Raw genomic sequence first — 26,702 nt, 5'->3', positions numbered from 1 at the left:
CGCTGGAAAGGTGCCGCGTTCTATCGCACAGTGACGCTAAATTCAGCGCGTCCAAGGCACGCTGACATCGCTACATTCATACAGGTGTTTGGATACTTACCCCCATCCTGACGCCCAAACACGGACACTCTTACCCATGAGCGGTCATAACGTCTGGACGCATAAAGGCACTTTTCTTCTCGCCGCCGTTGGTTCCGCCGTCGGTTTGGGCAATCTATGGCGCTTCCCCTACCTCACCGGTGAAAACGGTGGCGGTGCCTTTATATTGGTTTACGCACTGACGATCTTCGCCGTTGGCATACCGATTCTGATTGCCGAGATCATGCTGGGTCGCACCAGCCGCCAGAGCCCGATTATGGGTATGCGGCACCTGACCAAAACCCATGGCACCTCTCGGCCTGGGAAACGATCGGCTGGCTGGGCGCTGCCTCGGCGTTTTTGATTTTAAGCTTCTATTCGGTGATTGCCGGCTGGGCGATTCACTACACTTGGCTGATGCTGACCGGCTCACTGGTCGGTGCCGACGCTCAGACCATTAGCACTGGCTTTGACGCACTACTGGCCGCCCCTGGCCTAATGACGCTCTATCACACCCTTTTCATTGCCGCGTCCGCGCTGATTGTCGGCATGGGGATTCATAAAGGCATCGAATCAGGCCTGCGCATTATGATGCCCGCGCTGTTTGTGATTCTGTTGGTAGTGCTGGCCTACGGCGTAGTGAATGGCGATATAGGTGCCGCTGCCAGCTTCCTGTTTACCTTTAATATCGCCGACCTCAGCCTTGAAGGCTGGCTGCAGGCCATGGGCCAATCATTCTTCACCCTTAGCCTGGGCATGGGAGCCATCATGGCTTACGGCGCCTACATGCCCAGCGATGTCTCACTGACCCGCACCGCCTTTGCCGTCGCCATTGTCGATACCGCCGTGGCGATGGTGGCGGCCTGGCTATTTTTGCCCTGGTGTTTGGCGCAGGTTAGAAACCGGACAAGGCCCTGGGCTGATGTTTTGTTACCCTTCCGCTGGCGTTTGCCGAGATGCCATTTGGCGCTTTGGTCGGCGGTGTGTTCTTTATCCTGGTTCTCGGCGCCGCTATCAGCTCCTCTATTTCGCTGATTGAGCCCGTCGCGGCGTTCCTGGTGGAGCGCTTTGACATGACTCGCCCCCAGGCGGTCGCAGTTATGGTCATCGCCGCTTGGGCAATGGGTCTGTTGACCGTGGTTAGCTTCAACATTTGGGCCGAGGGGACGATTTTCCATAGCCTGTTTGGGCGCAGTGCGTTTGAGTTTATCGAGCTACTCACCAATATATTTATGCCGGTGGGCGGCCTGCTGATAGCCCTATTCGCCGGTTGGGCGCTAACCCAGAGCGAAGTGATGAAGGAACTGGGCAGCAGCGTCACTTGGTTTAAATTCTGGCGGTTTCTGGTGCGCTTTGTGGCCCCCGCCGCCGTAGCCTTTGTGTTTTTACGCACCATTCCTCAGGTGGATGGCTATCTTATCCCCACCCTCGGCGCGCTGCTCATTATTGGTGCCTTTGCAGCCAGCCAGCGGTGGCTGAAAAAACCACGACAAATAACTTAATAACAGTGTGCAGGCGGCTTAATTAGCCGCCTGTATCGCGTGGAGACACCATGACCCCTCTTATTGAAGTACAGCGAGTCAACAAAGCGTTCGGCGGCCTACAGGTGATTAATGACTGCTCCATTCAAGTGGAGAAGGGCTCCATTACCGGGATGATTGGCCCCAACGGCGCAGGTAAATCAACCCTGTTTAATCTCATTGCTGGCGCCCTGACCCCTGACAGCGGCCATGTGCTGCTTGATGGAGAAGACATTACCTCGCTCAGCGCCGACCAGCGCTTTCATCGCGGCTTATTGCGCACCTTTCAGGTCGCCCACGAGTTCAGCCAGATGAGCGCGCTGGAAAACCTCATGATGGTACCGCCCAAGCAAGCCGGTGAAGACCTTTTCAGTGCCTGGCTAAAGCCCGGCAAAGTGCAGCGAGAAGAGGCGGAGGTGCGCCGCCGCGCCCTGGAAGTCATCGACTTTGTTGGCCTGCACCATGTGCGCAACGAGCTGGCGGGTAATTTGTCCGGAGGGCAAAAGAAGCTGCTGGAGCTTGGCCGCACCATGATGACCAACGCCAAGGTAGTGCTACTTGATGAGATCGCCGCCGGGGTAAACCGCACCCTGCTGGGTGATTTGATCGGCAATATTGAGCGGCTCAACCGCGAAATGGGTTACACCTTTCTGGTCATTGAGCACGACATGGAGATGATTGCCCGCCTTTGCGACCCGGTTATCGTGCTGGCTCAGGGCAGTGTGATGGTGGAGGGGCATATCAACGACATCCAGAATAACCCTGAGGTCATCGAGGCCTACTTCGGTACAGATGCCGCTTAAACGTGACGTTTTCTCCCATTAGCCAATTAATATAATGATGTCGCTGCCAAGCGACCTTGCTGGAATACTTTGCTTATGTCATCAACAATCAGGCCATTAATCGACGCACGGGATGTGCACGGCGGCTATGGCGGCATGAATATCCTTAACGGGGTAAACATGACGCTGGAAGCCGATGAGGTCGGTGTGATCGTCGGCCCTAACGGGGCGGGTAAATCCACCATGCTGAAAGCGGTCTTTGGCCTGCTGCATGTTAATCAGGGCGAGATACTGCTTAACGGCCAGCCCATCCAAAACCTGCCGCCTAACCAGCTGGTGCAGCGCGGCATGGGCTTCGTGCCCCAGGAGAAGAACGTTTTCCCCAGCCTTTCGGTGCAGGAAAACCTGGAGATGGGCGCCTTTTTAAAGCCGCAAAACGTCAAGCGCATGCTCGCTCAGATCTATGAGTTTTTCCCACCGCTGTACGAAAAGCGCCGCCAGCCTGCCGGTGAGCTTTCCGGTGGACAGCGCCAAATGGTCGCCATGGGCCGCGCTCTGATGGCCGAGCCGAGCCTACTGTTGCTGGACGAACCCACCGCAGGGCTGTCGCCGCTGTATATGAATGAGATTTTCGACCGCGTCAAACAGATCAACGCCGCTGGCGTGGGTATTTTGATGGTGGAACAGAACGCCAAACAGGCACTCGCGATAGCCGATAAGGGCTTTGTGCTGGCTGCTGGCCAAAACCGCTTTACCGACACTGGGGCGGCACTGCTCGCCGACCCCGATGTCGCCAAAAGCTTTTTGGGCGGCTAGCCCCAGGGAGATAGACGTGAACGAACTGGTTTTTTTCATCAATAATGTGGTGATTTCGGGCAGCGTCAGCGGCTCTATTTATGCCATTGGGGCCATTGGGGTAACGCTGATTTTCAGCATTATGCGCTTTGCCCACTTCGCCCACGCCGACATGATGACCTTCGGCGCCTTTATGGTGCTGTTACTCACCACGCTATTTCCGGCGGCTGGCGCCAGCCTAGGTGTACCCACCGCCGTGTTAATGCTGCCGCTGGCAATGCTGCTCACCGCTGCTTTGGCCGTGGGGATCGACAAAACCTTCTATAAACCGCTACGTGCCCATGGTGTCAAACCGATTGTGCTGGTGATTGGCTCGCTGGGGGTCACGCTGATTCTGCAGGGCTTGATCCGTCTCTTTTCGGGCACCGGCGGGCAGAGTTTATATGTCGACGACCGTAAAGAGATCTTCCGTATTGCGCTGCCCTTCGAGGGTGCCCGGGCTCCGATTGTGGTTACCGAGCCGCAGATTTACCTGTTCGTGATTACCATCGTTGCGGTCGTCGCACTGCACCTTTTCCTTAACCGTTCGCGGTTAGGCAAGGCAATGCGCGCCATGTCGGATAACCCTGAGCTGGCCCAAGCATCGGGTATTAATACCAATACCATCGTGGCAGTGACCTGGATGATTGCCGGAGCGCTGGCGGCTATTGCCGGAACGTTGCTCTCCTTAGACGTTACCTTCAAACCCGACTTGAGCTTCTTTCTGCTGCTGCCCATTTTCGCCGCCGCTATTGTGGGGGGCGTTGGCCACCCTTACGGCGCCATTGCCGGTGGCTTTGTGGTCGGCTTTGCCGAAACCCTGGCGGTGTTTAACTGGAACGTGCTGCTACGCCCCTTCCGCGACAGCCTGCCCGCCTGGCTCGAGCTACCGTCGAATCTGGCCTTTGTGGGTACCGAGTACAAAATTGTGGTGCCGTTTTTCATTCTGGTAGCCATTTTGGTGTGGCGTCCCACCGGACTCTTTAAGGGCAAGGTGATCTAATGAGCAACTCAGAAAAAACGCGCAACCCTGCCTACACTCCCCAAGACGCCACGTCTGCCCGTCGCTTCCCGCTGCGCGAGCTGATTCTGTTTGGTGTGCTGCTCGTAGCGGTTTTGGCGGTCTACGCCATCATGGGCGCCGCCTACAGCACGCGCATGCTGGTAGAAGCTGCCTGCTACGCCATCCTCGCGCTGGGATTAACCATCCAGTGGGGCTATGCCGGTCAGTTCAACGCCGGGGTAATGGGCTTTGTCGCCCTGGGTGGCTTCTGTGCGATGTTTTTCAGTGTACCGGTCAACGATGCCTTCTGGGGCACGGCGCTACCCGGCGAATTTGGCCGCGTGCTGCTTTATGGCGCAGCCGCTATTGTATTGATTGTTGGCGCCAGCAAGCTGGATCGACTGGGCGTACCCAAGCCCCTGCGTACGTTTATCGCGGTGGTGCTGGGTGTGGTGCTTTACCTCGTGGTGATTAGCCAGCTGCGTGAAGTCACTGATGCGATTGAAAGCCAGGCAGGCTTCGTCGGTGGGCTGGGCTTACCGCCCTGGATCGGCTGGATTGTCGGTGGCGCGCTGGCGGGTGGCGTCGGCTACTTTATTGGCCATATCTGTTTGGGCTTGCGCAGCGACTATCTGGCGATAGCCACCCTCGGCATTGCCGAGATCATCAAGGCGTTTCTAAAGAACTCCGACTGGCTGACCCGCGGCACCGCTACGGTTTCCCCACTTCCCTGGCCCACACCGGGGCCTGCCGAACTGGGGTTTACGCTCTCACGAGCGATCTACCTTTCGTTTACGGCGGTGATCATCGCGGTAATCTTCTTTTTACTCAATCGCGCCTACAACGCCCCTTGGGGCCGTATGATCCGGGCGATTCGCGACAATGAAGTCTCCGCTGCGGCGATGGGTAAGGATATCAACAAACGGCGTCTGGAAATCTTCGTGCTGGGCTGCATTCTGATGGGCTTGGGCGGCGGCATACTGGGCACCTTCAACAGCCTCTTCGATCCTCAAGGCTACCTGCCGCTCAACCATACCTTCCTGGTGTTGGTGATGGTGATACTTGGCGGACCGGGCAATAACCTGGGCACCATTTTTGGCGCCGTGGCGGTGTACATTATCTGGATTATGTCCGAGCCCCTGGCGCTGTTCTTAATGCAGTTAGCGGTGGCCTTTGGCGAAGGCGCTTTCGGCTGGGATGCACCAGGCAATATGGATAGCCGCGCCCTGCAGGCACGGGTGCTGGTGATTGGCTTATTGATCACCATGGTGCTGCGCTTCGCGCCCAAAGGGCTACTACCCGAGAAAATCAAAAGTCACAGTTGATGGGACAATTGATATGACCTATGAGCTAAGCCCGGCGCGCCAGATCTGGCGCGCTTTCGGGCAGCAACAGGTCACCAAGCGCCTTCAGTACGACAAGTTTTGGTAACAATCAATACTCGTATAACGAAAAGCGTGGGGTGGGGCTCACTCACTGATAATCTCCCAATGGCCCGACTTATCTGACCCTACTCTTTTCAACCTGCCCGCTTGCTGTAACTTGGCCATCGCACGGCCAATAGTACGTATGTCTTTCCCTGTGGTGTCGGCTATTTGCTGGCGAGTAATCGCCGGGTTGTGCTGAATTAACGCCATGATCGCTTCAGGTGTTTTTAGCCCAGAGACATTTACAGGGGCGTTTACAGGGACATTTACAGGGGCGTTTTGTACTAGTGTCTGAGCGATGACCGATAACATAAAATGAATAAAGGGCGTGCTCTCGGCTTGCTGATCCGCTTGTTCAAGCGCTTGGTAATAGCGCTGCTGGTTGTCTTTGATAACGCTTTCCAGCGGCAACGATAAAAACAGCGGATGCCATTGCGACAAAATCAGCGTTTGCCACAAGCGTCCCATGCGACCATTGCCATCGTTAAAAGGATGGATAAATTCAAACTCGTAATGAAATACACTGCTGGTAATTAAAGGATGGTCTTTAGCCTGTTTTAGCCAATGGGTTAAATCCGCCATTAGCCCCGATACCTGATGAGCAGGTGGCGCAACATGATGTACTACATTCCCTTTGTGGATGCCCACCGCTTTATGCCGAAACTCGCCAGCATTTACCAGAATATCCGACATCATCAAGCCATGGGCGGTGAGTAAGTCATTGATGCTATCAGGTTGCAGCTTGGGTAAGGCATCGTAAGCCTGAATCGCCCCTTTGACCTCAGCCAACTCGCGCACACTCCCCATCACGCGCTGGCCGTCTACAATCGCGGTGACCTGCTCTTCAGTCAGGGTATTGCCTTCAATCGCCAACGTTCCGGTAATGGTTTTAATGCGGTTTTGCTTGCGCAACTGAGGCGAAGCTTCCAGTGCATTAGCGTTCAGTCTGCCCACTTGCTCGCTGATCTCTGCGACCAGATTGAGAATATCGGCGGTGATGGTAAACGGGGGTTTATAACTCATGGGTTTAATCATCCCCCAACACATTCAGAATTTAATTCTGATCCTATCACACGCGGAATTGCCGGGAAGATTAAGGACAACAAGGTGGGCCATGCCAATAAAAAATGCCCGACTTTAATAAGCCCGGCATTTTTAACACTAAGGCTGAGAATTAAAGATCAACCTGACCTTTGCTGGTAAAGGTGCCGTCTTCTACAGCCATCTCGACCACCACGCCAGGCACGTCGCCGTTGTCATCGAACTCATGCGAACCAGAGGCGCCTTCGTAGTTGATATCGGTACCTGCGGCAATCAGCTCAACCGCTTTTTCCCACTCGCCGGGCAGAATGACCTCGCCGGGGGCGCTGGAAACACTGCGCAGTGCTTCGGAAAGGCCTTCACGCTCGGCGCTGCCGTTCTGCTCAATCGCCAATGCGACCAGGAAAGCGGCATCGTAGGCCTGGGCGGCAAATACTGCGCTTGGATCGAAGTCAGCAGCTTCGGCGGCTTCGATAAAGATATCGGTACCGGGCAGGTCAGGGCTGCCGGGGCGCGTGGCGATCATGCCATCCAGCACGTCTGCACCGATGGCTTCAATAAGGCTATCGCCGACCATGCCGTCAGCACCTACGTACTGGGTAAACATACCGCTTTCATAGGCTTGGCGCAGCACGGTCTGACCTGAGGTGTCGGCGTAGGCCAGCACGACGAGAGTATCCACGCCACTGACTGACAGTGAGCCTAGCTCAGAGCGATAATCCGCGCGGTTATCTTCGTGGGCAAGGTTCTCAGTAATCTCACCTCCGCCGGCTTCAAAAGCAGCGCTAAAGGCGTCAGAAAGCCCCTGACCATAATCATTGTTGACATAAGTGACCGCCACTGCGTCGATACCTTTTTCAAGCAACAGCTTGGCAAGGATCTCGCCCTGGAAAGCATCCGACGGCACGGTACGGAAGACGAGATCATTATCGTCCAGCTCAGATACCGCAGGGGCAGTCGAAGCGGGCGACACCATCAACACACCACCGGGAATGGCGGCGTTATTAGCCGCGGCAATGGTCGCACCAGTACACAGCGCACCGACAATCGCGGTGACATTTTCAGAGTTCACCATGCGGTCGGCGGCGTTAGAGGCAGCCGATGCATCGGAACAGGTGGTATCACCAGACGGCATCACCAACGTTTGGCCATCTAAAATACCGCCCTGCTCATTGATCTGCTCAACGGCTAGCTGAGCACCTTCAAAAATGGGTGGCGTTAAACTTTCGATTCCCCCGGTAAAGCCGCCCAAGAAGCCAACTTTGACCTCTGCCTGTGCGAACCCGGTCATTGCCAGGGTTGAGGCCGCCACAGCGGTGGCTAATGCGCGCTTATTGATCATATTATTTGTCGCTCCCAGTGTCGTAAAAAGTTGTGCAATTTTTTAGTGTGCCCCAGCGGACAATCGTTAAGGCTGCTATTAATCTGGAACTGGAACGGCAAAAACACAAGCAACGCTTTCTAACGCTCGTCGCCTTCTTCAAGATATCGCCTGCGTTCAGCAAGCTGCTTTTGAAGGCGTTTGCGTCGGTAAAGCCGCACCAGCGCAATCGTTAACGCGGTGACCAGCATGGCGGCTAACACCACACCCTGCCAGGGGCGAGCCGCATTGCCCATTACCGTTTCCAGAGTCATTATCAGGATCAAGCCAATCGCCTGGGATCCGATCGCTAGCGCGCGCAGCTTATCGAAAGCGGGTGAGGGCATAACGTCTCCGTAATTTTCAGCTCAAATGATATGGTCTCCTAGTGTACCTGCTTCGCAGCATGCTTAACTGGGAACCCGAATTAAAAACCTACGTTGAAAACCTGAACGGGAAATCCATGAACGCCATTTCTCTCGGCCCGCTACTGATTTCGCTACCACGCCTGTACGCCGTTGGCTGCGCGCTGCTACTGCTGCTCTGCGCACGCTTCTTGTTAGGGCTGCCCCGCCCGGCTCAGCAGCGCTGGTTTGCCGGGCTTATTATTGTTTGGTTAGTCGGCGCTCGAGTGGGCCATATCCTGCTCAACCTGGATAGCTATAGCGCCGCCCCGCTTGAAGCGCTCAAAGTCTGGCAACCCGGCTACCACGGTCTATGGGGGATGGCGGCAGGCTTGGTATGGACGGCCTGGACGCTGCGGGCTCGGTTATTGGCTATGGGCGGTGCAATGGCCATGCTGGTCGCCGCCTCCAGCCTATGGCTGGTGCTGGTCACCCTGGCGCCCCTGGGCAATGACTTTGCGGTTGACGCCCTACCGGAGATCACCCTTGAGGATGTGGAAGGCAATGACGTGCATCTGCCCTCACTGACCGACAACGCTGACCTGATTATCGTCAACCTGTGGGCGACCTGGTGCCCTCCCTGCCTGCGTGAAATGCCGCTGCTCGAGGAGGCCGCAAAACGCGATGGTGTCAGCGTGGTGGTTGCTAACCAAGGCGAAGACCTACTGCCCATGGTGCGCTACCTGGATGAGCAGCAGCTTGAATTTCGCTACGCCCTGCGTGACCCCAGCCAGCAGCTGATGGCGCTTTTTCAAGCACCGGGATTGCCCACCACAGTGCTGTTCGACGGCCGGGGGAACACCCTGGATATCCACGTTGGCGAGCTTACTCGCGCCCAGCTGGATCGCTGGTTACAAGATTGATGCCGATACACCTTAATCCCCCCGCTGCTTTGCGTTAGAATCCCCCGCCCTGTTGCTGCCGGCGCTCACTACCGGCGGCAGTCGACCCGTTTTGCAGACTCTCCCGAGGCATCATGAGCGATTTTTCTCCCGGCCAACGCTGGATTAGCGACGGCGAAGCCGAGCTTGGGCTCGGTACCGTGCTTAACTGCGACGCCCGTAGCGTTACCATTTTGTTCAGTGCCAGTCAGGAAACCCGTACCTACAACACCCGCCAAGCCCCGCTGACCCGCGTTATGTTCGGCAGCGGCGACCGCGTACTCTCTGCTGACGGCTGGCAGATCGTTGTCGATGACAGCAAAGAGTCCAACGGCCTGATCACCTATATCGGTGAAGACAAGGAAGGCAATCTGCGCGAGCTGCCCGAGGCCAAACTCGCCGATACCATGCAGTTCGACCAGGCTCGCGACCGCCTGCTGACCGGCCAGGTCGATCGCAACGACTGGTTTGATTTGCGCTTTCGTACCCTGCACCACTATCAACGTATCGAGCAGCACAGCGCGCTGGGCTTTTCTGGGCCGCGCATCGATCTGATACCCCATCAGCTCTACATTGCCAATGAAGTTGCCAACCGCCATGCACCTCGGGTACTGCTGGCGGACGAAGTGGGCCTGGGTAAAACCATTGAAGCTGGCCTGATTCTGCACCGCCTACTGCTCAATGGCCGCGTTGAGCGGGCGCTGATTCTGGTACCCGACAGCCTCACTCACCAGTGGCTGGTCGAGCTGCTGCGACGCTTTTCGCTCAACGTCTCGCTACTGGATGAAACCCAGAGCCAGGCCCACGGCAGCGCCAACCCCTTTGAGAGCGCCCAGCTGGTGCTAGCGAGCCAGGGCTGGCTATTTGCCAACCCTCAGCGTCAAGAGCAGGCACTGGCCAGCCAGTTCGACCTGCTGATTGTTGACGAAGCGCACCACCTCGACTGGAGTGAAGAAGGCAGCGGCCCCGGCTATCGGTGCGTCGAACAGCTTTCGGCGGTGATTCCCGGCCTGCTGCTGCTCACCGCGACCCCCGAACAGATGGGTATCAAGAGCCACTTTGCCCGCCTGCGGTTGCTGGATAGCGAGCGCTACCACGATCTTGAGCGCTTCAAAGCCGAAGAGAGCCACTACACCGAAGTGGCCCGCGCCATCGACGCCTTGGAGGCACTGCCTGACGACCCTAGCGCCCGTACCGACGTCTCTGCGGTAGCCGATGACCGCGACAGCCAGGCGCTGCTGGCCATCCTGTGCAACCCGGAGGCAAGCAAAGCGCAGCAGGACACCGCTCGCGACCAGCTGAGCGAAGCGCTGCTGGATCGCCACGGTACCGGTCGAGTGATGTTCCGCAACAGCCGCCGTCACGTAGGAGGCTTCCCGGAGCGGCGCTTAAACCTGGCACCGTTAGCGCTGCCTTCGGCCTACCGTCGCGTGGTGCGCCGCTTAGAGCGAGACGACGACTACCTCGACGAGCTGTTGATCGAGACCGGCATGGATCACCCCGACGTGCTGATCTACCCCGACGCGGCCTACCGCGAGCTCAGCAATGATCCCCTCAATGGCGAAGACTGGTGGCACATCGACCCGCGGGTTAACTGGCTACTGGAAAAGCTTAGCGACGACAGTGAGAGCGGCTTCGCCAACGAAAAAGTCCTGGTCATTGCCCACCACCGGGAAACCGCTGAAGGCCTTGCTGAAGGGCTACGGGTGCTGGGCGGCTACCACGCTCCGGTGTTCCACGAAGACCTCTCCCTGATCGAGCGTGACCGCGCGGCGGCGGCGTTTGCCGATGAGGATGAGGGCGTACAGGTTCTGGTCTGCTCGGAAATTGGCTCAGAGGGGCGCAACTTCCAGTTCTGCCGCCACCTGGTGATGTTCGATATGCCCCAGCACCCAGATCAGCTCGAACAGCGCATTGGCCGCCTGGATCGCATCGGTCAGCGCCACGCTATTGAGCTGCATATTCCTACTTTTGAGGGCAGCCCCGGCGAGCGCCTGCTGCGCTGGTACCACGAAGGTATGGATGCTTTCAGTGCCCCCCATGGGGTCGGCAACGAGCTGTTTGATGCCTTTGGTGACGCCCTGGCTGATGCCTTGCTGGATGATGAGGCACTTGACGAGATCATCGCCGAAACCCGCACGATGTTTAGCGCCAAGCTGGCGGAGCACGATGCGGGCCGCAACCGACTGCTGGAGCTCAACGCCTGCCGCCCCGCCCGCGCTCAGCAGGTGATCGACGCGGTGCGCGAGCTTGACGATGACGCCGCCCTGCCGCGCTATCTTGAGCGAGCGTTGGATATTTTCGGCGTGGATAGCCAGGAGATCGGCAAGGGCTTAATGCACCTGCAGCCCAGCCAACATATGCTGGATGGCCTGCCGGGCCTGGTTAAAGGTGAAGAGGGCTTTACCGCCACCTACAGCCGCTCCCAGGCGCTGGCCCGTGACGATGTGCAGCGGCTCTCCTGGGAACACCCACTGCTGCGTGAAATGATGGGTCGGGTGCTGGATGGCACCATGGGCAACTCGGCGCTGGCGCTACTGCGCCACGACGCCATTCCCAGCGGCCGCTTGATGGCCGAGCTGGTGTTTCGCACTCACTGCCCGGCACCCAAGAAGCTGCACCTTAACCGCTTCCTGCCACCCACCGCGGTGCGTTTGCTGCTGGATGAATCGGGCGCCAACCTGACCAGCAAGATCTCCTTCACCGGCTTGGGCAAAAACCTGCAGAAGGTCAACAAGTCGCTGGCGCGGGATTTGATCAAGAGCCGTCACGACCAGCTGCGTGAACTGCTAACGCAGGGTGAAGGCGAAGCCGAGCGCCAGTTGCCCAGCATCGTCGAGAACGCCGAAGCGCGTATGCGCACTCAGTTGGACGCCGAGATTGCCCGCTTAACCGCCCTGGCTGAGCACAACCCGGCGGTGCGCAGTGCGGAAATCGACGCGCTAAAAGATGAGCGCAAGGCACTTAGCGAAGCCATTGAAAACACCCGCCTGCGGCTGGACTCAGTACGGGTGATTATCACCGTTGATGCCGACCGCTAAAGGATCGCCTCAAGCGCCTTGTCCAGGGTGGGGTATTGGAAGCTAAACCCTGCCTCTTCCAGGCGCACGGGGCGCATATCTGCTCCGGTCAGCAGTAACCGCGACATTTCTCCAAAGCCCGCTTTTAATACAAAAGCGGGTACTGGGAAAATGGCCGGGCGATTGAGGTGACTGGCCAGGGTTTTAGTGAAGGTGGCATTAGTCACTGGATGCGGGGCACAGCCATTGAAGGCACCGCTCAAGTCCTCTTGATTGATGAGAAACAGGATCGCCGCGACTAAATCGTCGCGGTGGATCCACGGCATAAACTGCTCACCGCTGCCAAAGCGGCCACCCAGCCCCCACTTAAACGGCGGCAGCATCCTCTCCAGGCTGCCTCCACCCGCCTCTAGCACTAGGCCAATGCGCACAATCGCCAGCCGCACGCCCATGGCCTCAATAGGCTTAGCGGCTGCCTCCCACTGTTTGCACAGCCGATGGGCAAACTCATCGTTAGGCATGGTCTTCTCAGTCACCACGCGCTTGCCCTGATCGCCGTAGTAGCCCATCGCTGAACCCGATACCATCACCTTGGGCAGCGGCTGGCCGTTAGCTTTGAGCTGCTCGCAAAGCGCCACCAACTGCTCGGTCGCCGCCACCCGGGAGTTAATCAGCTTGGCTTTCTGCTCATCGCTCCAGCGCTTGGCGGCAATCGGCTCACCGGCCAGGTTAACCAAGGCGTCCGGCGGCGATTCAATAAACGCCTGGGCGCTATCGCGAATGTCACAATTGTTCGGCAAACGATCCCGCACTTGGTGAGGCGAGCGGGAGACCACCTGCACCTCGTGACCCTGTTCAACTAACTGCCGGCATAGTCGCTGGCCGACAAAGCCACTGCCTCCGGTGATTAATACACGCATGGGGTTTTGCTCCTGTTGGTGGCATCGTTGAAATCCTGCATAGCCGCCTGGCCGACACTTACCTATCAGGCTAGTTCACGCGGCCGGCAGGCGCACAATGATGATCAAAAGCGCTGCTTATCGCTGGCGCTATGCGCAGCCATCAACTACTTGCGCACATGATTTCTTATACAATGCAAGTGGCCTGGCTCTGTGCGGCGACAGCTTCCGCGACGGCCGCGTTGAGGATGCTTGGCTATCCGGCCACCGTTTAGGAAAGGCGCTAATAGGCCGGTCGGTTCAATAAAGAGCGAGCTTAAATGATTAAGAAGGATTCTTATAAAGGTTGTACCGGGTAGCGACAAGTTGTACAAATGGGCATACAGTATCGTGCTAATGTTTAGTTTTTAAATCAGGCAACCTTTAAATGGAACATGAATCACCTTCGCCGCGGCGAACATAACAAGCCCCTGCAGCGCCGCGCTGCAGTCAACGAAGAGGTACTGGCGCCCATGAGTCTTAAGGCGACCCACCCCCCCGATACGCCACTCTATCCGATACGCGAGGTTTCTCGCTTAACTGGGGTGAATTCGGTCACGCTTCGCGCCTGGGAACGACGTTACGGGCTAATTCGCCCCCAGCGCACTCCGAAGGTCATCGTCTTTACGCTCAGGACGACATCACCCGCATCGAACGCATCCTGCAGTGGCTCAATCGTGGTGTGCCGGTCAGTCAAGTCGCCGACTTGCTTGACCAGCCAGAAACAATTGAAGCCCCGTCACCTGATGCCGGAGACTGGGCGAGCCAGCGCCAGCAGTTGCAAGCTATTATCGAAGCGTTGGATCTCGCCAAGCTGGAGGCGTTTTATCATCAGAGTTTGGCGCTCTACCCACTGAGCGTGGCCATTAATGAACTCTGGCAGCCAGTTATTTTGACCTTAGAAGCCAAGTGGGCCATTCAGGCAGACCAGCTTGTTCGCCGCACGTTGGAAGCCTTTCTGCGCAGCCAGGTGGGCATCCGCTTGCACTATGCCAATCAGGCTACCCGTGGCCCGCTGATTCTACTCAACGCCATGCCCGACGACCCCGGCCCGCTGTGGGTACTGATGTCGGCGCTAATGGCCAGCGATCGAGCAGGGCTACCGGGTGCAGATGCTTGACCACTCGCTGCCGCTTGAGGATCTTCCCCAGGCAGTGGCGCGGCTGCACTCGTCCATGGTGCTGCTCTCTAGCGGTCAGCGGGAGAGCGATAGCTATATCAGCCAGGCGCTGCCTAAAGCGGCTGAGACGCTTAACGTACCCATCGGCGTATGCGGCGAAGTGGCTCGTCTGCGCGAAAACGATTTGCGCGATGGGCCAGTACACATGCTGGGCGATGACCTGCCTCAGGCGATTGCCCGGTTGCGCCCACTGTTACGCGAGTCTGGCGTACTCTAACCAGCGCGCCTTCATTCTGGCCGTTCGCCTTCGTGGCGACCGGCCATTTTTTTGTGTCGCAGGAGGCCCCTATGACCGGAAAGCCTATAAAGCATCAGTTGATATGGCTGCGCAGCGACCTGCGTATTGACGACAACAGTGCCCTCGCCGCCGCCGCGGTTAAGGGCCCTGTGATAGCGGTGTTTTTGCGCAGCATTCCTCAGTGGCAAGCGCATGGCCACGGCGCTAATAAGCTGGATTTTTGGGCGCGCGGCGTCGCTAGCGTCAAAACGGCGCTTAACGGTTTGAATATTCCGCTGCTGCATCGCGATATTGAACGTTATGACCAGGCACCCGAGGTGCTGCTTGAGATCGCTCGCGAATATGATGTTGAGCAGTTGCACTTCAATCACGAGTACGCGCTCAATGAGCGCCACCGCGACCAGGCTGTGCAAGACGCCTTCAAACAGGCCGGGATTACCGCACATGGCTACCACGATGCCATAGCGTTTGCCCCCGGCAGCCTGCTAACCGGGAAGGGCGACTACTACGGGGTATTTACACCGTTCTCCAAGGCGTGGCACAAGCAGGTCAGCGCTGATCAGTTGGCGCTGCGCGCGACGCCACAGGTACAAGCGGCGCTGGATATTCAAAGCGACCTGCTGCCTGAACTTCCCAAGCTTGATAGCTCCCCTATCGATGGGCAGCTGTGGCCAGCCGGTGAAAATGCCGCGGCGGATAACTTAGCGCGCTTCCTACGCTTTCGTGGTCGTCACTATAACGCCCAGCGCGACCTACCGAAGGTGCGCGGCACCAGTGAACTGTCGCCCTATCTAGCGCTAGGCATGATCTCCCATCGCCAATGTTTACAAGCGGTGATGAGCGAAAACGGCGGTCACTTAGCCGATGGCGATATCGGCCTTACTACCTGGGTCAACGAGCTGGTCTGGCGAGAATTTTATCAGCACGTAGCGGTGGGTTTTCCACAGGTGTGCCGCTACCAGCCCTTTCAGGAGCATACCAAGCAACTAGCTTGGCGTGACGATGACGAAGGCTTTCAGGCTTGGTGCGAGGGGCGTACGGGATATCCCATTGTTGATGCCGCCATGCGCCAATTAGTGAACACCGGCTGGATGCATAACCGACTGCGCATGATCACGGCGATGTTTTTAAGCAAACATCTACTGATTGATTGGCGACGCGGTGAAGCCTTTTTTATGCGCCACTTGATTGACGGTGAATTCTGCGCCAATAACGGCGGCTGGCAATGGGCGGCCTCTACGGGTACTGATGCTGCGCCCTACTTCCGTATTTTCAATCCCACCACCCAATCCACCCGTTTTGATGCGGACGGTGAGTTTATTGCCCACTGGCTGCCTGAGCTTGCCAAACTACCCGCCAAAGCGCGCCACGCGCCACCTCATGATCTGCTTAGCGACGTCGATTATCCAGCGCCTATTGTCGATCACAAGGCAGCACGTCAGCGCGCCTTAGAGGCATTTAAATCGCTCTCTAAATAAATCTGTTGTAGCAACTACTAGGGAGACCGTGATGGCTGAGCCTGCGGTATTAGAGGCCTTCTGCGCCTTTTTTAATAAACTAGACAATACCTGTACAGAAAAGCTATACGAGGTATATACTGAAAATATAATTTTTAGTGACCCGCTGCACCATATTGAAGGTCGCGACGCGTTAGCGCTTTATTTTTCAACCATGTATGAAAATGTCGAGCAGTGCCACTTCACTTACCACACTCGACAGTTACAGGGTCAGCAAGCATTTGTCACCTGGAGCATGACGTTTATTCATCCCCGATTGGCAGGTGGCCAGCCTGTCAATGTGGAAGGCTGTAGCGCACTTACCTTTGCCGCCGATGGGCGCGTGGAGCGTCATCGCGATTATTTTGATGCGGGCGCCATGCTTTACGAACATTTACCGCTGATGGGAAGCGCCATTCGCTGGTTAAAAAAACGCCTTGCCTAAGCGATAACATCACCGCAGGGCACCCGAGGAGGCTTAATGAGCACATGGAAAACGCCCCAACGCATTTGGTTAACCGGTGCCACCTCCGGCATTGGTGAAGCGCTTGCGCGTAAGCTCATCGCCCAAGGCCACCAGGTAGTGCTTAGCGCGCGCAGTGACGAAGCACTCGAAGCTCTGTGCCGGGGCCACCCCAATGCCCACCCTCTCCCGCTGGATATCAGCGACCGTCAAGCAGTGCTCAAGGCGGGTAACGACATCCGCGAGCAGCTCGGGGCGTTAAATTTGGCGCTCTTTAATGCCGGCACCTGCGAATATCTGAATGCTCAGCAGTTCGATATGGACTTAGTCGAGCGGGTTTTGAAGCCCAATCTATTCGGCACTTTGTACGGCGTCGAAGCCGCACTGCCGCTGTTGCGCGCGGCGCGCAAAGAGGGTCTCCTGGCTCGGTTAGCCGCCACCTCCAGCGCTTCAGCCTATTTACCGCTACCTCGTGCGGAAGCCTATGGGGCGTCTAAAGCCGCGGTAAGTTACTTTTTAGAGTCGCTGCGCTTAGACCTTGATCAGGAGGGCATTGAGGTCAGCCTGATCCACCCTGGCTTTGTGAAAACGCCGCTCACCGAACGTAATGACTTCCCTATGCCGATGCAGGTAACGGCAGAGCAAGCAGCTGATGCCATTATCGCGGGGCTGGTGAAGGGGCGGCTGGATATCCACTTTCCACGCCGGTTTACCTATCTGGTCAAATTGCTGGGCATTTTGCCCCCCACTGTGCGCCGTCAGATTGGCCTGCGCATGACCCGCAGCCAAAAGGAGTCGTCATGAGCGCCATGGCATCGCAAAGTTCTGGGGCATCACAACGTATTGCCATTGTTGGCAGCGGTATTAGCGGCATGGCAGCAGGCTGGTACCTCTCCGCCCAACATGACGTCACGCTGTTTGAAGCAGATTCACGCCTGGGAGGGCACACCGCCACCATGGACGTGAACGTTGCGGAAGACTCCTACGCTATTGATACCGGCTTTATTGTCTTTAACGACTGGACCTATCCGCACTTTCAGCGCCTTATGGCCACCCTGGGCGTCGCCTCACAAGCCACCGAAATGAGTTTCTCGGTACATGAAACAGCGCGGGATTTTGAGTACAACGGTCATACCTTGGGCTCGCTGTTTGCCCAACGACGCAATTTGTTTAATCCCTCTTTTTATCGCCTGCTGGGCGACATTCTGCGCTTTAACAAGCAGGCCACCAACGCGCTGGAGAGCCAACAGCTTCCCGAACATATAACCCTGGGTGAATACCTGGATCGCAACCACTACAACCGCGATTTTCAGCAGCGCTACTTACTGCCCATGGGGGCTGCCATCTGGTCGGCCAGCATCAGTGATTTACGCGCTTTCCCGCTGGCGTTTTTTGTGCGTTTTTTTCGCAATCACGGCCTGCTATCGGTCAACCATCGCCCCCAGTGGTACACCCTGGTGGGCGGTTCGAAAAGCTATATCCCCGGTCTGACGGCGCCCTATGCATCGCGTATTCACCTCAATACACCGGTCACCCGAATTACCCGCAACAGTACCGGCGTTAGTATCACCACGCCCTCCGGAACCCAGCGCTTTGACCAAGTAGTGCTCGCCTGCCACGCCGACCAGGCCCTTGCCATGCTGGGCGACGCCAGCGGCGACGAGAAAGCGATCCTCGGCGCCATGCCGTACCAGGATAACGAAGTGGTGCTACATACCGACACCGCCCTGCTGCCGCGGCGCAAGCGCGCCTGGGCGAGCTGGAATTACCGCCTGGATCAGCGCGATAGCGAAGCACGGGTATCGGTCACTTACGCTATGAATATCCTTCAACGGATAGAGAGCGACACCACTTTTTGCGTGACCCTGAACGACAGCGCCAGCATTGATCCAAACAAGGTGCTGGGCCGCTACACTTACGCACACCCCCAGTTCACCCTGGCTGGCCAGGCGGCTCAGGCGCGACACGCCGACATTTCGTCTACGGCCCATCGCACCCACTTTTGCGGTGCTTACTGGCGTAACGGCTTCCACGAAGACGGCGTGTGGAGCGCACTGCGGGTGGCGCAAGCGTTAGGCTGTGATGAAGCCGCCCCGCCGCCTGCACAACCTTCCGCGCTGCCTGCCCATGAGCTGCTAACGCCGCAAGGTGTCGAGGGGCTGAGTTGATGGCTAGCATGCTGACTGAAATGACAGCTGGGATAACCACCCAGCCACGCTCGCGTATTTATCGTGGCACCCTACGCCACCGGCGCTTTACGCCCAAATCCCACGCCTTTAGTTACCAGCTATGGATGGCCTGGCTGGATCTGGACGAGCTGCCCGAGCTGTTCGACAAGGTGCCCGGCTTTAGTGCCCGTCGCCCTGCGCTGGCGCGTTTTCGTCGCGAAGACTATCTGGGGCCGGTTGATCGCCCGCTGAAAACCGCCGTTCGCGAAGAGCTAATTCGGCAGTTGGGAAGCGCGCCTAATGGCCGTATCTGCGTGCTTACCCAGCTACGCACGCTGGGCTGCATGTTTAACCCTATTTCCGTCTACTACGCTTACGACCACCTGGGGCGACTGACAGCCGTATTAAGTGAGGTCACCAATATGCCCTGGCGTGAGCGCACCTGCTACGCCAGCGCGGTGGATCCCTCACGCCATAGTCACCAAGCGCATTTCGATAAAGACCTCCACGTCTCGCCGTTTAACCCCATGGAGATGACTTACCGTTGGAAGTTTAATGCACCCGGCGAAAAGCTCTTTCTGCATATGGAAAATTGGCAGGATCAGCAGTGCCATTTTGATGCCACGTTGACCCTTGACGCCTCACCCGCCACCCGCGGCACGTTGCTAAAAGCCTTGGCTCGCCAGCCATGGATGAGCCTGAAAACCATTGCGGGTATTCATTTTGAAGCGCTTCGCCTGTGGCTTAAGCGCGTCCCCGTTTATAACCACCCCAAGCGCAAGGAGACTTCAAAGTGACGACCCTGCGTTCCACGCCCCCTAACCTTCAACCGGTTGCCGAAAGCCGCTTAACCAAGTGGCTAAAGCCACGCCTAATGGCCCAACTGGACACCTTTCGCGGCGGACGTATCACCCTGATTGAGGGCAATCAGTGTCATCACTTGGGTCAGCAAGGCCCGCTGCAGGTGACCGTGGTGATACGCCACTCCCGCGCTTGGAAACGTCTCGCCTTTGGCGGCACGGTAGGAGCTGCCGAGTCGTATATGGACGGCGATTGGGACGCCGACGATCTGGTCGCCCTGGTACGGCTGTTCGCTGCCAACCTTGAGCATGTGAATGGGAAAATGGAGAACGGCAGCGCTCGCATTGCCCGCTGGCTGCTGGGTGCCGCCTACCGCTTTCAGCGCAACAGCCTAACTGGCTCGAAACGCAATATTGCCGCCCACTACGATATTGGCAACGATCTGTTTTCGACGTTTTTAGATCGCCACCACTGGATGTATTCAAGCGCCGTGTTTCCCTATCCCGAAGCCAGCTTGGAAGAGGCCTCTACCTACAAGCTCGACTTGATGCTGGAAAAGCTCGATGTGCAGCCCGAGCATCACCTGCTAGAGATTGGCACTGGCTGGGGAGGGCTGGCGATTCATGCAGCCAAAACCCGTGGCTGCCGTGTCACCACAACCACCATTTCGGACGAGCAGCACGCCCATACAGCAAAACGCATCATGGAAGAGGGGCTGGAGGACAGAATTACCCTGCTTAAGCAGGATTACCGGGAATTGACCGGCCGCTATGACCGGCTCATTTCGGTAGAGATGATTGAAGCGGTGGGGCATCAGTACCTCGATACCTACCTCAACAAGCTGGATAGCCTGCTGACCGACGATGGGCAGGCCATGCTGCAAGCCATCACCATCCGCGATCAGCGCTTTGAAGAAGCTAAACGCGATATGGACTTTATCAAGCGCTACATTTTTCCTGGCGGCTTTCTTCCCTCGCACCACGCCATGTTAACCAGCGTTATGCGTAAAACGTCGCTGAACATCGTCGCGCTGGATGAAATTGGCCCACATTACGCCGCGTACATTACGCGAGTGGCGCCACCGCTTCGAAGCCAGCCTGGAGCAGGTGAGAACACTGGGCTACGACGAGCGCTTTATTCGCATGTGGCGTTACTACCTGTGCTACTGCGAGGGTGGTTTTATCGAGCGCTCCATCGGCACCTGCCACCTACTGCTGGCGAAACCCGCGGCGAAACCCCTTCCGCTCACAGGCGCGCTCTAAATGGTATCGTGCAAGTGGCAGACGCTGGTGTTGAATGCCCTGCGCTTTGAGGCTGGCTGGCTACTATGCGTACTCGGTGGTTCATGGGTAGCAGCCTTTGCAGGGGGCAGCCTGTTGGCCTGGCATCTATGGCGCTGCGCGTGGCCCGGAGAGTGGCGCTTTATCGCCGGATTTGCGCTGCTGGGACTAGTGATTGATGGAGGCTTGCAATTACTAGGTGGTTTCGATTTTAACGATCAAACGCTGGTGCTAGGGCTTCTGCCGCTATGGCTATGGATGCTCTGGCCGCTGTTTGCCACCCTGGTCTATCACTCACTGGCCTGGCTGTGGCGCTACCCGCTGCTAGCCGCGCTATGTGGTGCCATTAGTGGCCCACTCTCTTATTATGGCGGCGCACTACTGGCAGAGGTGACCCTGTCGGCTTGGTTACTGCCCGCTCAGGCGCTCGTTTGGGCGTTGCTTTGTGTGGGTATTAGCTATTTTAAGCCTATGAGGCAGAGGGGACGGTGACTGGTGCAGGCACCAGACGTTTTTCCAACTCAGCGGCGGCAAGCGGCCGAGCAAAGTAGAACCCCTGTACGGACGTGCACCCGGCATTAACCAAGAACTGACACTGCTCTTTGGTTTCAACACCTTCGGCAATCACTCCTAGCCCCATGCCTTCCGCCATCGCTAGCACCGCCTTAACAATCGAGGCGTCCGCCTGATCGTGCGGCAGCTCTTTAATGAAGGCCCGATCGAGTTTAATTTTGTCCACCGGCAAGCGCTTCAAATAGCCAAGCGACGAATAGCCCGTACCAAAGTCGTCGATGGCAATCGCAAAGCCTTGATCCCGTAGCGCCTGCAAGCGTGGCCCCATATCCCCCGCACGCTCGTCGAGTAGCACCGACTCCGTCAGCTCTAAGCCAATTTGCGAAGACTTCAGTTGGTAACGCTTTAGGCAGGTCGTCAGTTGGCTCTCCAGGTCACCTTGAAACAGCTGCAGTGCCGAAATATTGACCCAAATTGTTAGCTTGGGCATAGCACTATTACGCCAATGGGCCCTGCTGGGCACAGGCTTTTTCGATCACCCAGGCTCCCAGTTGACTCATTAAACCATGCCTCTCGGCCAAGGGAATAAAGTCGCCTGGGGAAATCATGCCATCCTTGGGATGGCGCCAACGCAGTAACGCCTCCATGCCCACCAGCTCGCCGCTGGCAGGGTCATGCTGGGTTTGATAATGCAGTTCCAACTGGTCACCGGAAATAAGCGCGGCGCGCAGGTCACTGACCAGCGCCAGTTGAGGATTATCCTGCTTATCCAGCGCCGGGCGAAAGCGCTGACTTAAGTTACGTCCTAGCCGTTTGGCGCTATAAAGCGCCGACTCTAAGCGCTGGAAGAGTACGCCGGAGTCGTTACCATCTTCAGGCACGCGACAGCTGCCAATCGTGAGCCCTAAGCGCAGCGAGTGGTCGTTAATTTCAAAGGGCCGACTCATATGCTCACGCAGGGTGGCTACCCACTGGTCGTGATCGTCAAAAGTGGTGGTACGGATTACCATAAACTCATCGCCGCCCAGGCGCCCTACCACGCTCCCTGCTACATAGCCTGTTAGCCGCTGGGCAAAACGTGCTAACAGCCGATCACCCTGCTCAACCCCCAGGCTATCGTTGACTGATTTCAAACCATCTATATCCACCAGCGCCATATCCAGGCTCTCACCTGCGCGTAAATGGCGCAGCCGAGAGGCAAGCAGATCGTGGAGACGGCGACGGTTAGGCAGCCCAGTGAGAGGGTCCTCATAGCCGATACGGCGTAAATCGCGCTCACGAGCTTTTTGTGCCGAAATATCGGCAAACAAATTAATAAAATGGGTAATGTTGCCGCGTTTGTCGGTCACGGCACGGACTTTTAGCCACTCGGGGTACTCGTCGCCGTGTTTACGGCGGCTCCACATTTCACCTTCCCAGCGGCCGGTGCTTTTTAGCGTACTCCAAAACGTTTGATAAAAGGCTTTGTCATGGCGCGGGGCTGCCAGTGTCTCCAGCTTCAGCCCTTGAATCTCTTGGCTGGCATAGCCGGTAATTTCGGTAAATGCTGGGTTAACCACCATCACGCGATTTTGCGCATCGCTAATCACCATGGCATCGCTGGCAAGTCTTAACGTATCTTGCGACAGTCGCAGACGTAGCTGCTGTTGACGCACTTGTTTCCAGGCGTCCCACAGCCCAAGCGCGACCAGCGATGCTGCCACCAGACGTAGCATCGCATCAGGTATCCAAACACAGGCGGGAAGCGCCGTCAGTGCGACCCAAACTAACGGACGATTGAGTGAAACAGGAAGCCACATGGCGATTCGCTATACCCTATACAAATTAACTCAGATAAAAATTAGCGTTAGGTGCCATGCTGATCATGCCGCCTAATAAGTCACTTGGATACTCTATATTACGGCAATGGAACACTTATTGTGCATAATCGGTTATTAATGAGCCAAGCCGCTCACTTTTAGTGCTATCGGCCAACCCGCTAAAATCTCTAGTGATGGACGATAAATAGCCTGTTACGTGCATTCAGCGGTTTCGGGAAGTAGACTAGCCACACAACCAATTTGATATTCGGAACGATTCAGTGACCAAGCAACATTCCTTTGATCGCGAAGAACTGCTGGCCTGCTCCCGCGGCGAGCTATTCGGCCCCGGAAATGCACAGCTCCCGGCTCCTAACATGCTGATGCTTGATCGCATCAAGCACATTCACGAAGAGGGCGGTGAGCATGGCAAGGGCGAGCTGATCGCCGAGCTGGATATCACGCCTGACTTGTGGTTCTTTGACTGCCACTTCCCTGGGGATCCCGTTATGCCTGGCTGTTTAGTGGTTAGACGCCATGTGGCAGCTAGTCGGGTTTTACCTGGGCTGGCTAGGCCACCCTGGTCGCGGACGTGCGCTTGGCTGCGGCGAAGTTAAATTCAGCGGACAGATCCTGCCGGATGCACAAAAAGTGACCTATAGCATTAATATTAAGCGTATTATTACCCGACGTCTTATCTTGGGTATCGCCGACGGCACCGTAACCGTCGACGGACGCGACATTTATCAGGCTAATGATCTGCGCGTTGGCCTATTTACCTCCACTGCGAATTTCTGAACAGGAGGCTCCCATGCGACGAGTGGTAGTCACCGGCCTTGGCATCGTATCGTGCCTTGGCAACGACCAACGACAGGTCCTGGACGCGCTCAAAACTGGGCGTAGCGGTATTCGTTTTAAGGAAGAGTATGCCGAGCGTGGCTTCCGTAGCCATGTGGCAGGCAGCGTCGATATCGATCTTGAAGCACTCATTGACCGCAAACTGCTCCGCTTTATGGGCGACGCGGCGGCCTATGCTTACGTTTCTATGGCCCAAGCCATCGAAGACGCTGGGCTAAGCGAAGCGCAGGTCTCCAACGAGCGTACGGGGCTTATTGCGGGCTCTGGCGGTGCTTCAAGCGCTAATCAGGTTGAAGCAGCCGACATACTGCGCGAAAAAGGTCTGCGCCGCGTTGGTCCTTATCGCGTCACTCGGACAATGGGTAGCACTGTGTCAGCGTGCTTGGCAACGCCGTTTAAAATCAAAGGCGTCAATTACTCCATCTCTTCTGCCTGCGCGACCTCCGCACACTGTATTGGCAGCGCGATGGAACAAATTCAGCTTAACAAGCAGGATGTGGTATTTGCCGGTGGCGGAGAAGAGGAGCACTGGACCCTCTCCTGTTTGTTTGATGCCATGGGTGCGCTCTCTACCCACTACAACGATACCCCTGAAAAGGCCTCACGCCCTTACGATAAAGCTCGTGACGGCTTTGTTATCGCCGGCGGCGGTGGCATGCTGGTGTTGGAAGAACTCGAGCACGCTAAAGCCCGCGGCGCCAAGATCTATGGCGAACTGGTGGGTTACGGCGCGACTTCTGACGGCCATGATATGGTCGCCCCTTCGGGAGAAGGTGCTACGCGTTGCATGCGTCAGGCGATGGCAACGGTCGATGGTGATATTGACTACATCAATACCCATGGCACTTCGACACCCGTCGGCGATGTTGCCGAACTGAAGGCGATACGCGAAGTGTTTGGGAATACAACACCCGCCATGAGCTCGACCAAATCGCTCACGGCCACTCCCTGGGGGCTACCGGTGTACAGGAAGCGATCTACTCACTGCTGATGATGCAACACAACTTTGTTGCCGCCTCAGCGAATATCACCGATTTGGATGAGCAGGCCGACGGCTTTGATATTGTCACCGAACGCCGCGATGACGTGACGATAGAACGTGCCTTGTCTAATAGCTTCGGCTTTGGCGGTACCAATGCGTGTTTAGTCTTCCAGCGTTTCAACGACTAACGCTAGTACGGCTACTCGCATGATAAGCATAAAAACGGCGCCCATTGTGAACTGACCCCATAAACTTGGACAGTGAAAAACTAAGCAGCCAAGGCCTGATTTCGGTACTGCACCGGACTCAGGCCTTTTAATTTGGTCTTAATCCGCTCGTGATTGTAGTAATGGATATAGTGCCGAATGCCCGCCTGTAATTGCTCAATGGTGTCAAAGCGGTTCAGGTAAAAATATTCTGACTTCAGCGTACCAAAGAAGCTCTCCATTGCGGCATTATCCAGGCAATTGCCTTTACGTGACATGCTCTGAATCACGCCATGCTCGCTGAGCTTACGCCGGTAAGCTGACATCTGATATTGCCAGCCTTGATCAGAATGCAGTAAAGGCGCGTCTTGGTCGGCCAACTTAGCCAAGGCTTTCTTGAGCATCCCCCCTACCAGCGAGTACTGCGGCTGTTTCTGCATTGAGTAGGACACGATTTCCCCGTTGTAGAGATCCATCACAGGCGACAAGTACAGCTTTTCGCCTCGGATATTAAACTCCGTGACGTCGGTTACCCACTTTTGGTTGGGTCGTTCAGCATGAAACTGGCGGGCAAGAAGATTGGGAACACTGGCCTGTTGTCCACGATAGGAGCGGTATTTCTTCGGGCGTACCAGCGACTTCAAGCCTAGATGCTGCATTAGGCGCTGGACTGTCTTATGGTTGACCTGCTCGCCCGACTGACGCAACGCTGCTGTGATTCGGCGATAACCGTAGCGGCCTTTGTGATGCTCGTAGAGGACGTGAATGCGTCGCTTCAGACCAGCATGCCGATCTTCCAACTGCTGAGCCCTTGCCTGATAATAGAACGTACTACGCGACAATTCTGCTACTTTTAGCAGCACCGCCAAAGGGTGGCCTTGCTTCAGCTCAAGGACTATCTGCGCTTTTTCTGCGCGGCTTGTTCTTTTGCCTGACGCAAGGCCCTCAACTTTTTTAGGTAGGCCACCTCAGCACGCAAGTACTCATTCTCTTGGAGCAGCTGCTCCAGCGAGCTCTTATCCGTCAGTGGAAGTGGGGGCTTTGGGGGCTCTGTTGTAGGCATCTTCGTCGGACGTCCTCGGGCTTTAGGCTCCAACGCTTGGAAGCCTCCTTCATGATACTGGCTTTCCCACTGCCGTACGACGCTCGTACCACCTCGAATATCGAACAGAGTCGTCGCTTGTAAGGCTGATAGCTCCTCTTGCCTCATCTGTTGCAACACCGCTAATTTGAACTCAGCGCTGTAGTGGGTGAACTTTTTCTGCAAGCCACTTAGACCATGCTGTTCAAAGTGTTTAACCCAACGCCTGACGGTTGTAGGGCCAAGACCGTACTGTCTGGCCAGACTCTTGTAACCCTGCTGTCCTTCTGCGTAGCGTTGCACTACTAGTAACTTGAACGCTTCATTATGTTTCGTCATGAAAAACACC

General features: G+C 56.6%; 17 protein-coding genes and 6 pseudogenes. 17 read left to right on the top strand and 6 right to left on the bottom strand.

Annotated elements, in window-relative coordinates:
- Positions 1-136: 136 nt before the first annotated feature.
- The 5 genes and pseudogenes from FDY98_RS00845 (at position 137) to FDY98_RS00825 (ending at position 5,542) form a co-directional block, all read left to right on the top strand.
- Positions 137-1,580: pseudogene (locus FDY98_RS00845) on the top strand (sodium-dependent transporter).
- A gap of 50 nt (positions 1,581-1,630) precedes the next feature.
- Positions 1,631-2,401, top strand: coding sequence for an ABC transporter ATP-binding protein (locus tag FDY98_RS00840; RefSeq protein WP_027958792.1), 771 nt, complete (start codon positions 1,631-1,633; stop codon positions 2,399-2,401).
- Between the two features lie 75 nt (positions 2,402-2,476).
- Entirely contained in the window at positions 2,477-3,196 is a 720-nt protein-coding gene (locus tag FDY98_RS00835; RefSeq protein ID WP_027958791.1) for an ABC transporter ATP-binding protein, read from the top strand.
- 16 nt (positions 3,197-3,212) lie between these two features.
- Positions 3,213-4,217 carry a branched-chain amino acid ABC transporter permease gene (locus FDY98_RS00830; protein ID WP_027958790.1) on the top strand — a complete coding sequence of 335 codons (1,005 nt, stop codon included), beginning with the start codon at positions 3,213-3,215 and terminating at the stop codon, positions 4,215-4,217.
- Positions 4,217-5,542 (top strand): branched-chain amino acid ABC transporter permease, encoded by a 1,326-nt coding sequence (locus tag FDY98_RS00825; protein ID WP_027958789.1) that lies wholly within the window; start codon positions 4,217-4,219, stop codon positions 5,540-5,542. The genes FDY98_RS00830 and FDY98_RS00825 overlap by 1 nt, the downstream gene beginning before the upstream one ends.
- A gap of 144 nt (positions 5,543-5,686) precedes the next feature.
- On the opposite strand, the gene FDY98_RS00820 is transcribed toward FDY98_RS00825, so the two are convergent.
- The 3 genes from FDY98_RS00820 to FDY98_RS00810 form a co-directional block, all read right to left on the bottom strand.
- Positions 5,687-6,667: a Fic family protein gene (locus FDY98_RS00820; RefSeq protein WP_027958788.1), complete on the bottom strand. Its 981-nt coding sequence runs from the start codon at positions 6,665-6,667 to the stop codon at positions 5,687-5,689.
- 151 nt (positions 6,668-6,818) lie between these two features.
- Positions 6,819-8,027, bottom strand: coding sequence for an ABC transporter substrate-binding protein (locus tag FDY98_RS00815; protein ID WP_027958787.1), 1,209 nt, complete (start codon positions 8,025-8,027; stop codon positions 6,819-6,821).
- Between the two features lie 119 nt (positions 8,028-8,146).
- Positions 8,147-8,392 carry a hypothetical protein gene (locus FDY98_RS00810; RefSeq protein WP_027958786.1) on the bottom strand — a complete coding sequence of 82 codons (246 nt, stop codon included), beginning with the start codon at positions 8,390-8,392 and terminating at the stop codon, positions 8,147-8,149.
- A 116-nt stretch (positions 8,393-8,508) separates the two neighbouring features.
- Here FDY98_RS00810 and FDY98_RS00805 point away from each other — a divergent pair, with 116 nt between their 5' ends.
- Both FDY98_RS00805 and rapA read left to right on the top strand, forming a co-directional pair.
- Positions 8,509-9,312 (top strand): TlpA disulfide reductase family protein, encoded by an 804-nt coding sequence (locus FDY98_RS00805; protein WP_027958785.1) that lies wholly within the window; start codon positions 8,509-8,511, stop codon positions 9,310-9,312.
- Positions 9,313-9,425: 113 nt separating this feature from the next.
- Positions 9,426-12,371, top strand: coding sequence for an RNA polymerase-associated protein RapA (gene rapA, locus FDY98_RS00800; RefSeq protein WP_027958784.1), 2,946 nt, complete (start codon positions 9,426-9,428; stop codon positions 12,369-12,371).
- Here the strand turns inward: rapA and FDY98_RS00795 are convergent.
- Positions 12,368-13,270: a TIGR01777 family oxidoreductase gene (locus tag FDY98_RS00795; protein WP_027958783.1), complete on the bottom strand. Its 903-nt coding sequence runs from the start codon at positions 13,268-13,270 to the stop codon at positions 12,368-12,370. The genes rapA and FDY98_RS00795 overlap by 4 nt on opposite strands.
- A gap of 491 nt (positions 13,271-13,761) precedes the next feature.
- Here FDY98_RS00795 and FDY98_RS00790 point away from each other — a divergent pair.
- The 8 genes and pseudogenes from FDY98_RS00790 (at position 13,762) to FDY98_RS00755 (ending at position 21,406) form a co-directional block, all read left to right on the top strand.
- Positions 13,762-14,685 (top strand): annotated as a pseudogene (locus FDY98_RS00790) (MerR family transcriptional regulator).
- A gap of 86 nt (positions 14,686-14,771) precedes the next feature.
- Positions 14,772-16,184 (top strand): deoxyribodipyrimidine photo-lyase, encoded by a 1,413-nt coding sequence (gene phrB / locus FDY98_RS00785; protein ID WP_101148326.1) that lies wholly within the window; start codon positions 14,772-14,774, stop codon positions 16,182-16,184.
- Between the two features lie 31 nt (positions 16,185-16,215).
- On the top strand, positions 16,216-16,647 hold the full coding sequence (locus tag FDY98_RS00780) for a nuclear transport factor 2 family protein (protein WP_022520889.1): 432 nt from the start codon (positions 16,216-16,218) through the stop codon (positions 16,645-16,647).
- A gap of 36 nt (positions 16,648-16,683) precedes the next feature.
- Positions 16,684-17,469: an SDR family NAD(P)-dependent oxidoreductase gene (locus FDY98_RS00775; RefSeq protein WP_022520890.1), complete on the top strand. Its 786-nt coding sequence runs from the start codon at positions 16,684-16,686 to the stop codon at positions 17,467-17,469.
- Positions 17,466-18,833, top strand: coding sequence for an NAD(P)/FAD-dependent oxidoreductase (locus FDY98_RS00770; RefSeq protein ID WP_101148325.1), 1,368 nt, complete (start codon positions 17,466-17,468; stop codon positions 18,831-18,833). The genes FDY98_RS00775 and FDY98_RS00770 overlap by 4 nt, the downstream gene beginning before the upstream one ends.
- Positions 18,833-19,630: a DUF1365 domain-containing protein gene (locus tag FDY98_RS00765; RefSeq protein WP_241254316.1), complete on the top strand. Its 798-nt coding sequence runs from the start codon at positions 18,833-18,835 to the stop codon at positions 19,628-19,630. Before FDY98_RS00770 ends, FDY98_RS00765 begins: the two co-directional genes overlap by 1 nt.
- Positions 19,627-20,896, top strand: a pseudogene (locus FDY98_RS00760) (class I SAM-dependent methyltransferase). The gene FDY98_RS00765 and the pseudogene FDY98_RS00760 overlap by 4 nt, the downstream one beginning before the upstream one ends.
- Positions 20,897-21,406 carry a DUF2878 domain-containing protein gene (locus FDY98_RS00755; protein WP_022520893.1) on the top strand — a complete coding sequence of 170 codons (510 nt, stop codon included), beginning with the start codon at positions 20,897-20,899 and terminating at the stop codon, positions 21,404-21,406.
- On the opposite strand, the pseudogene FDY98_RS00750 reads toward FDY98_RS00755, so the two are convergent.
- Positions 21,384-23,226 (bottom strand): annotated as a pseudogene (locus tag FDY98_RS00750) (putative bifunctional diguanylate cyclase/phosphodiesterase). The gene FDY98_RS00755 and the pseudogene FDY98_RS00750 overlap by 23 nt on opposite strands.
- Positions 23,227-23,507: 281 nt before the next feature.
- Between FDY98_RS00750 and fabA the strand changes: the two are divergent.
- Positions 23,508-24,024, top strand: a pseudogene (fabA, locus tag FDY98_RS00745) (3-hydroxyacyl-[acyl-carrier-protein] dehydratase FabA).
- A 13-nt stretch (positions 24,025-24,037) separates the two neighbouring features.
- Positions 24,038-25,254: pseudogene (fabB, locus tag FDY98_RS00740) on the top strand (beta-ketoacyl-ACP synthase I).
- An 80-nt stretch (positions 25,255-25,334) separates the two neighbouring features.
- On the opposite strand, the gene FDY98_RS00735 reads toward fabB, so the two are convergent.
- Positions 25,335-26,692, bottom strand: a protein-coding gene (locus FDY98_RS00735; RefSeq protein ID WP_223827930.1) for an IS3 family transposase whose coding sequence is annotated in 2 segments (ribosomal slippage) — positions 25,335-26,210 and positions 26,213-26,692 — 1,356 coding nt in all. Because the reading frame shifts where the segments join, the coding sequence is not laid out codon by codon here.
- Between the last annotated feature and the right edge of the window lie 10 nt (positions 26,693-26,702).

Source organism: Halomonas sp. PA16-9 (genome assembly GCF_009728585.1).
In the GTDB taxonomy this organism is placed as follows: Bacteria; Pseudomonadota; Gammaproteobacteria; order Pseudomonadales; family Halomonadaceae; genus Vreelandella; species Vreelandella titanicae.
Note: the sequence above shows the minus strand (reverse complement) of the source record. Positions and strands in the feature narration are given on the sequence as shown.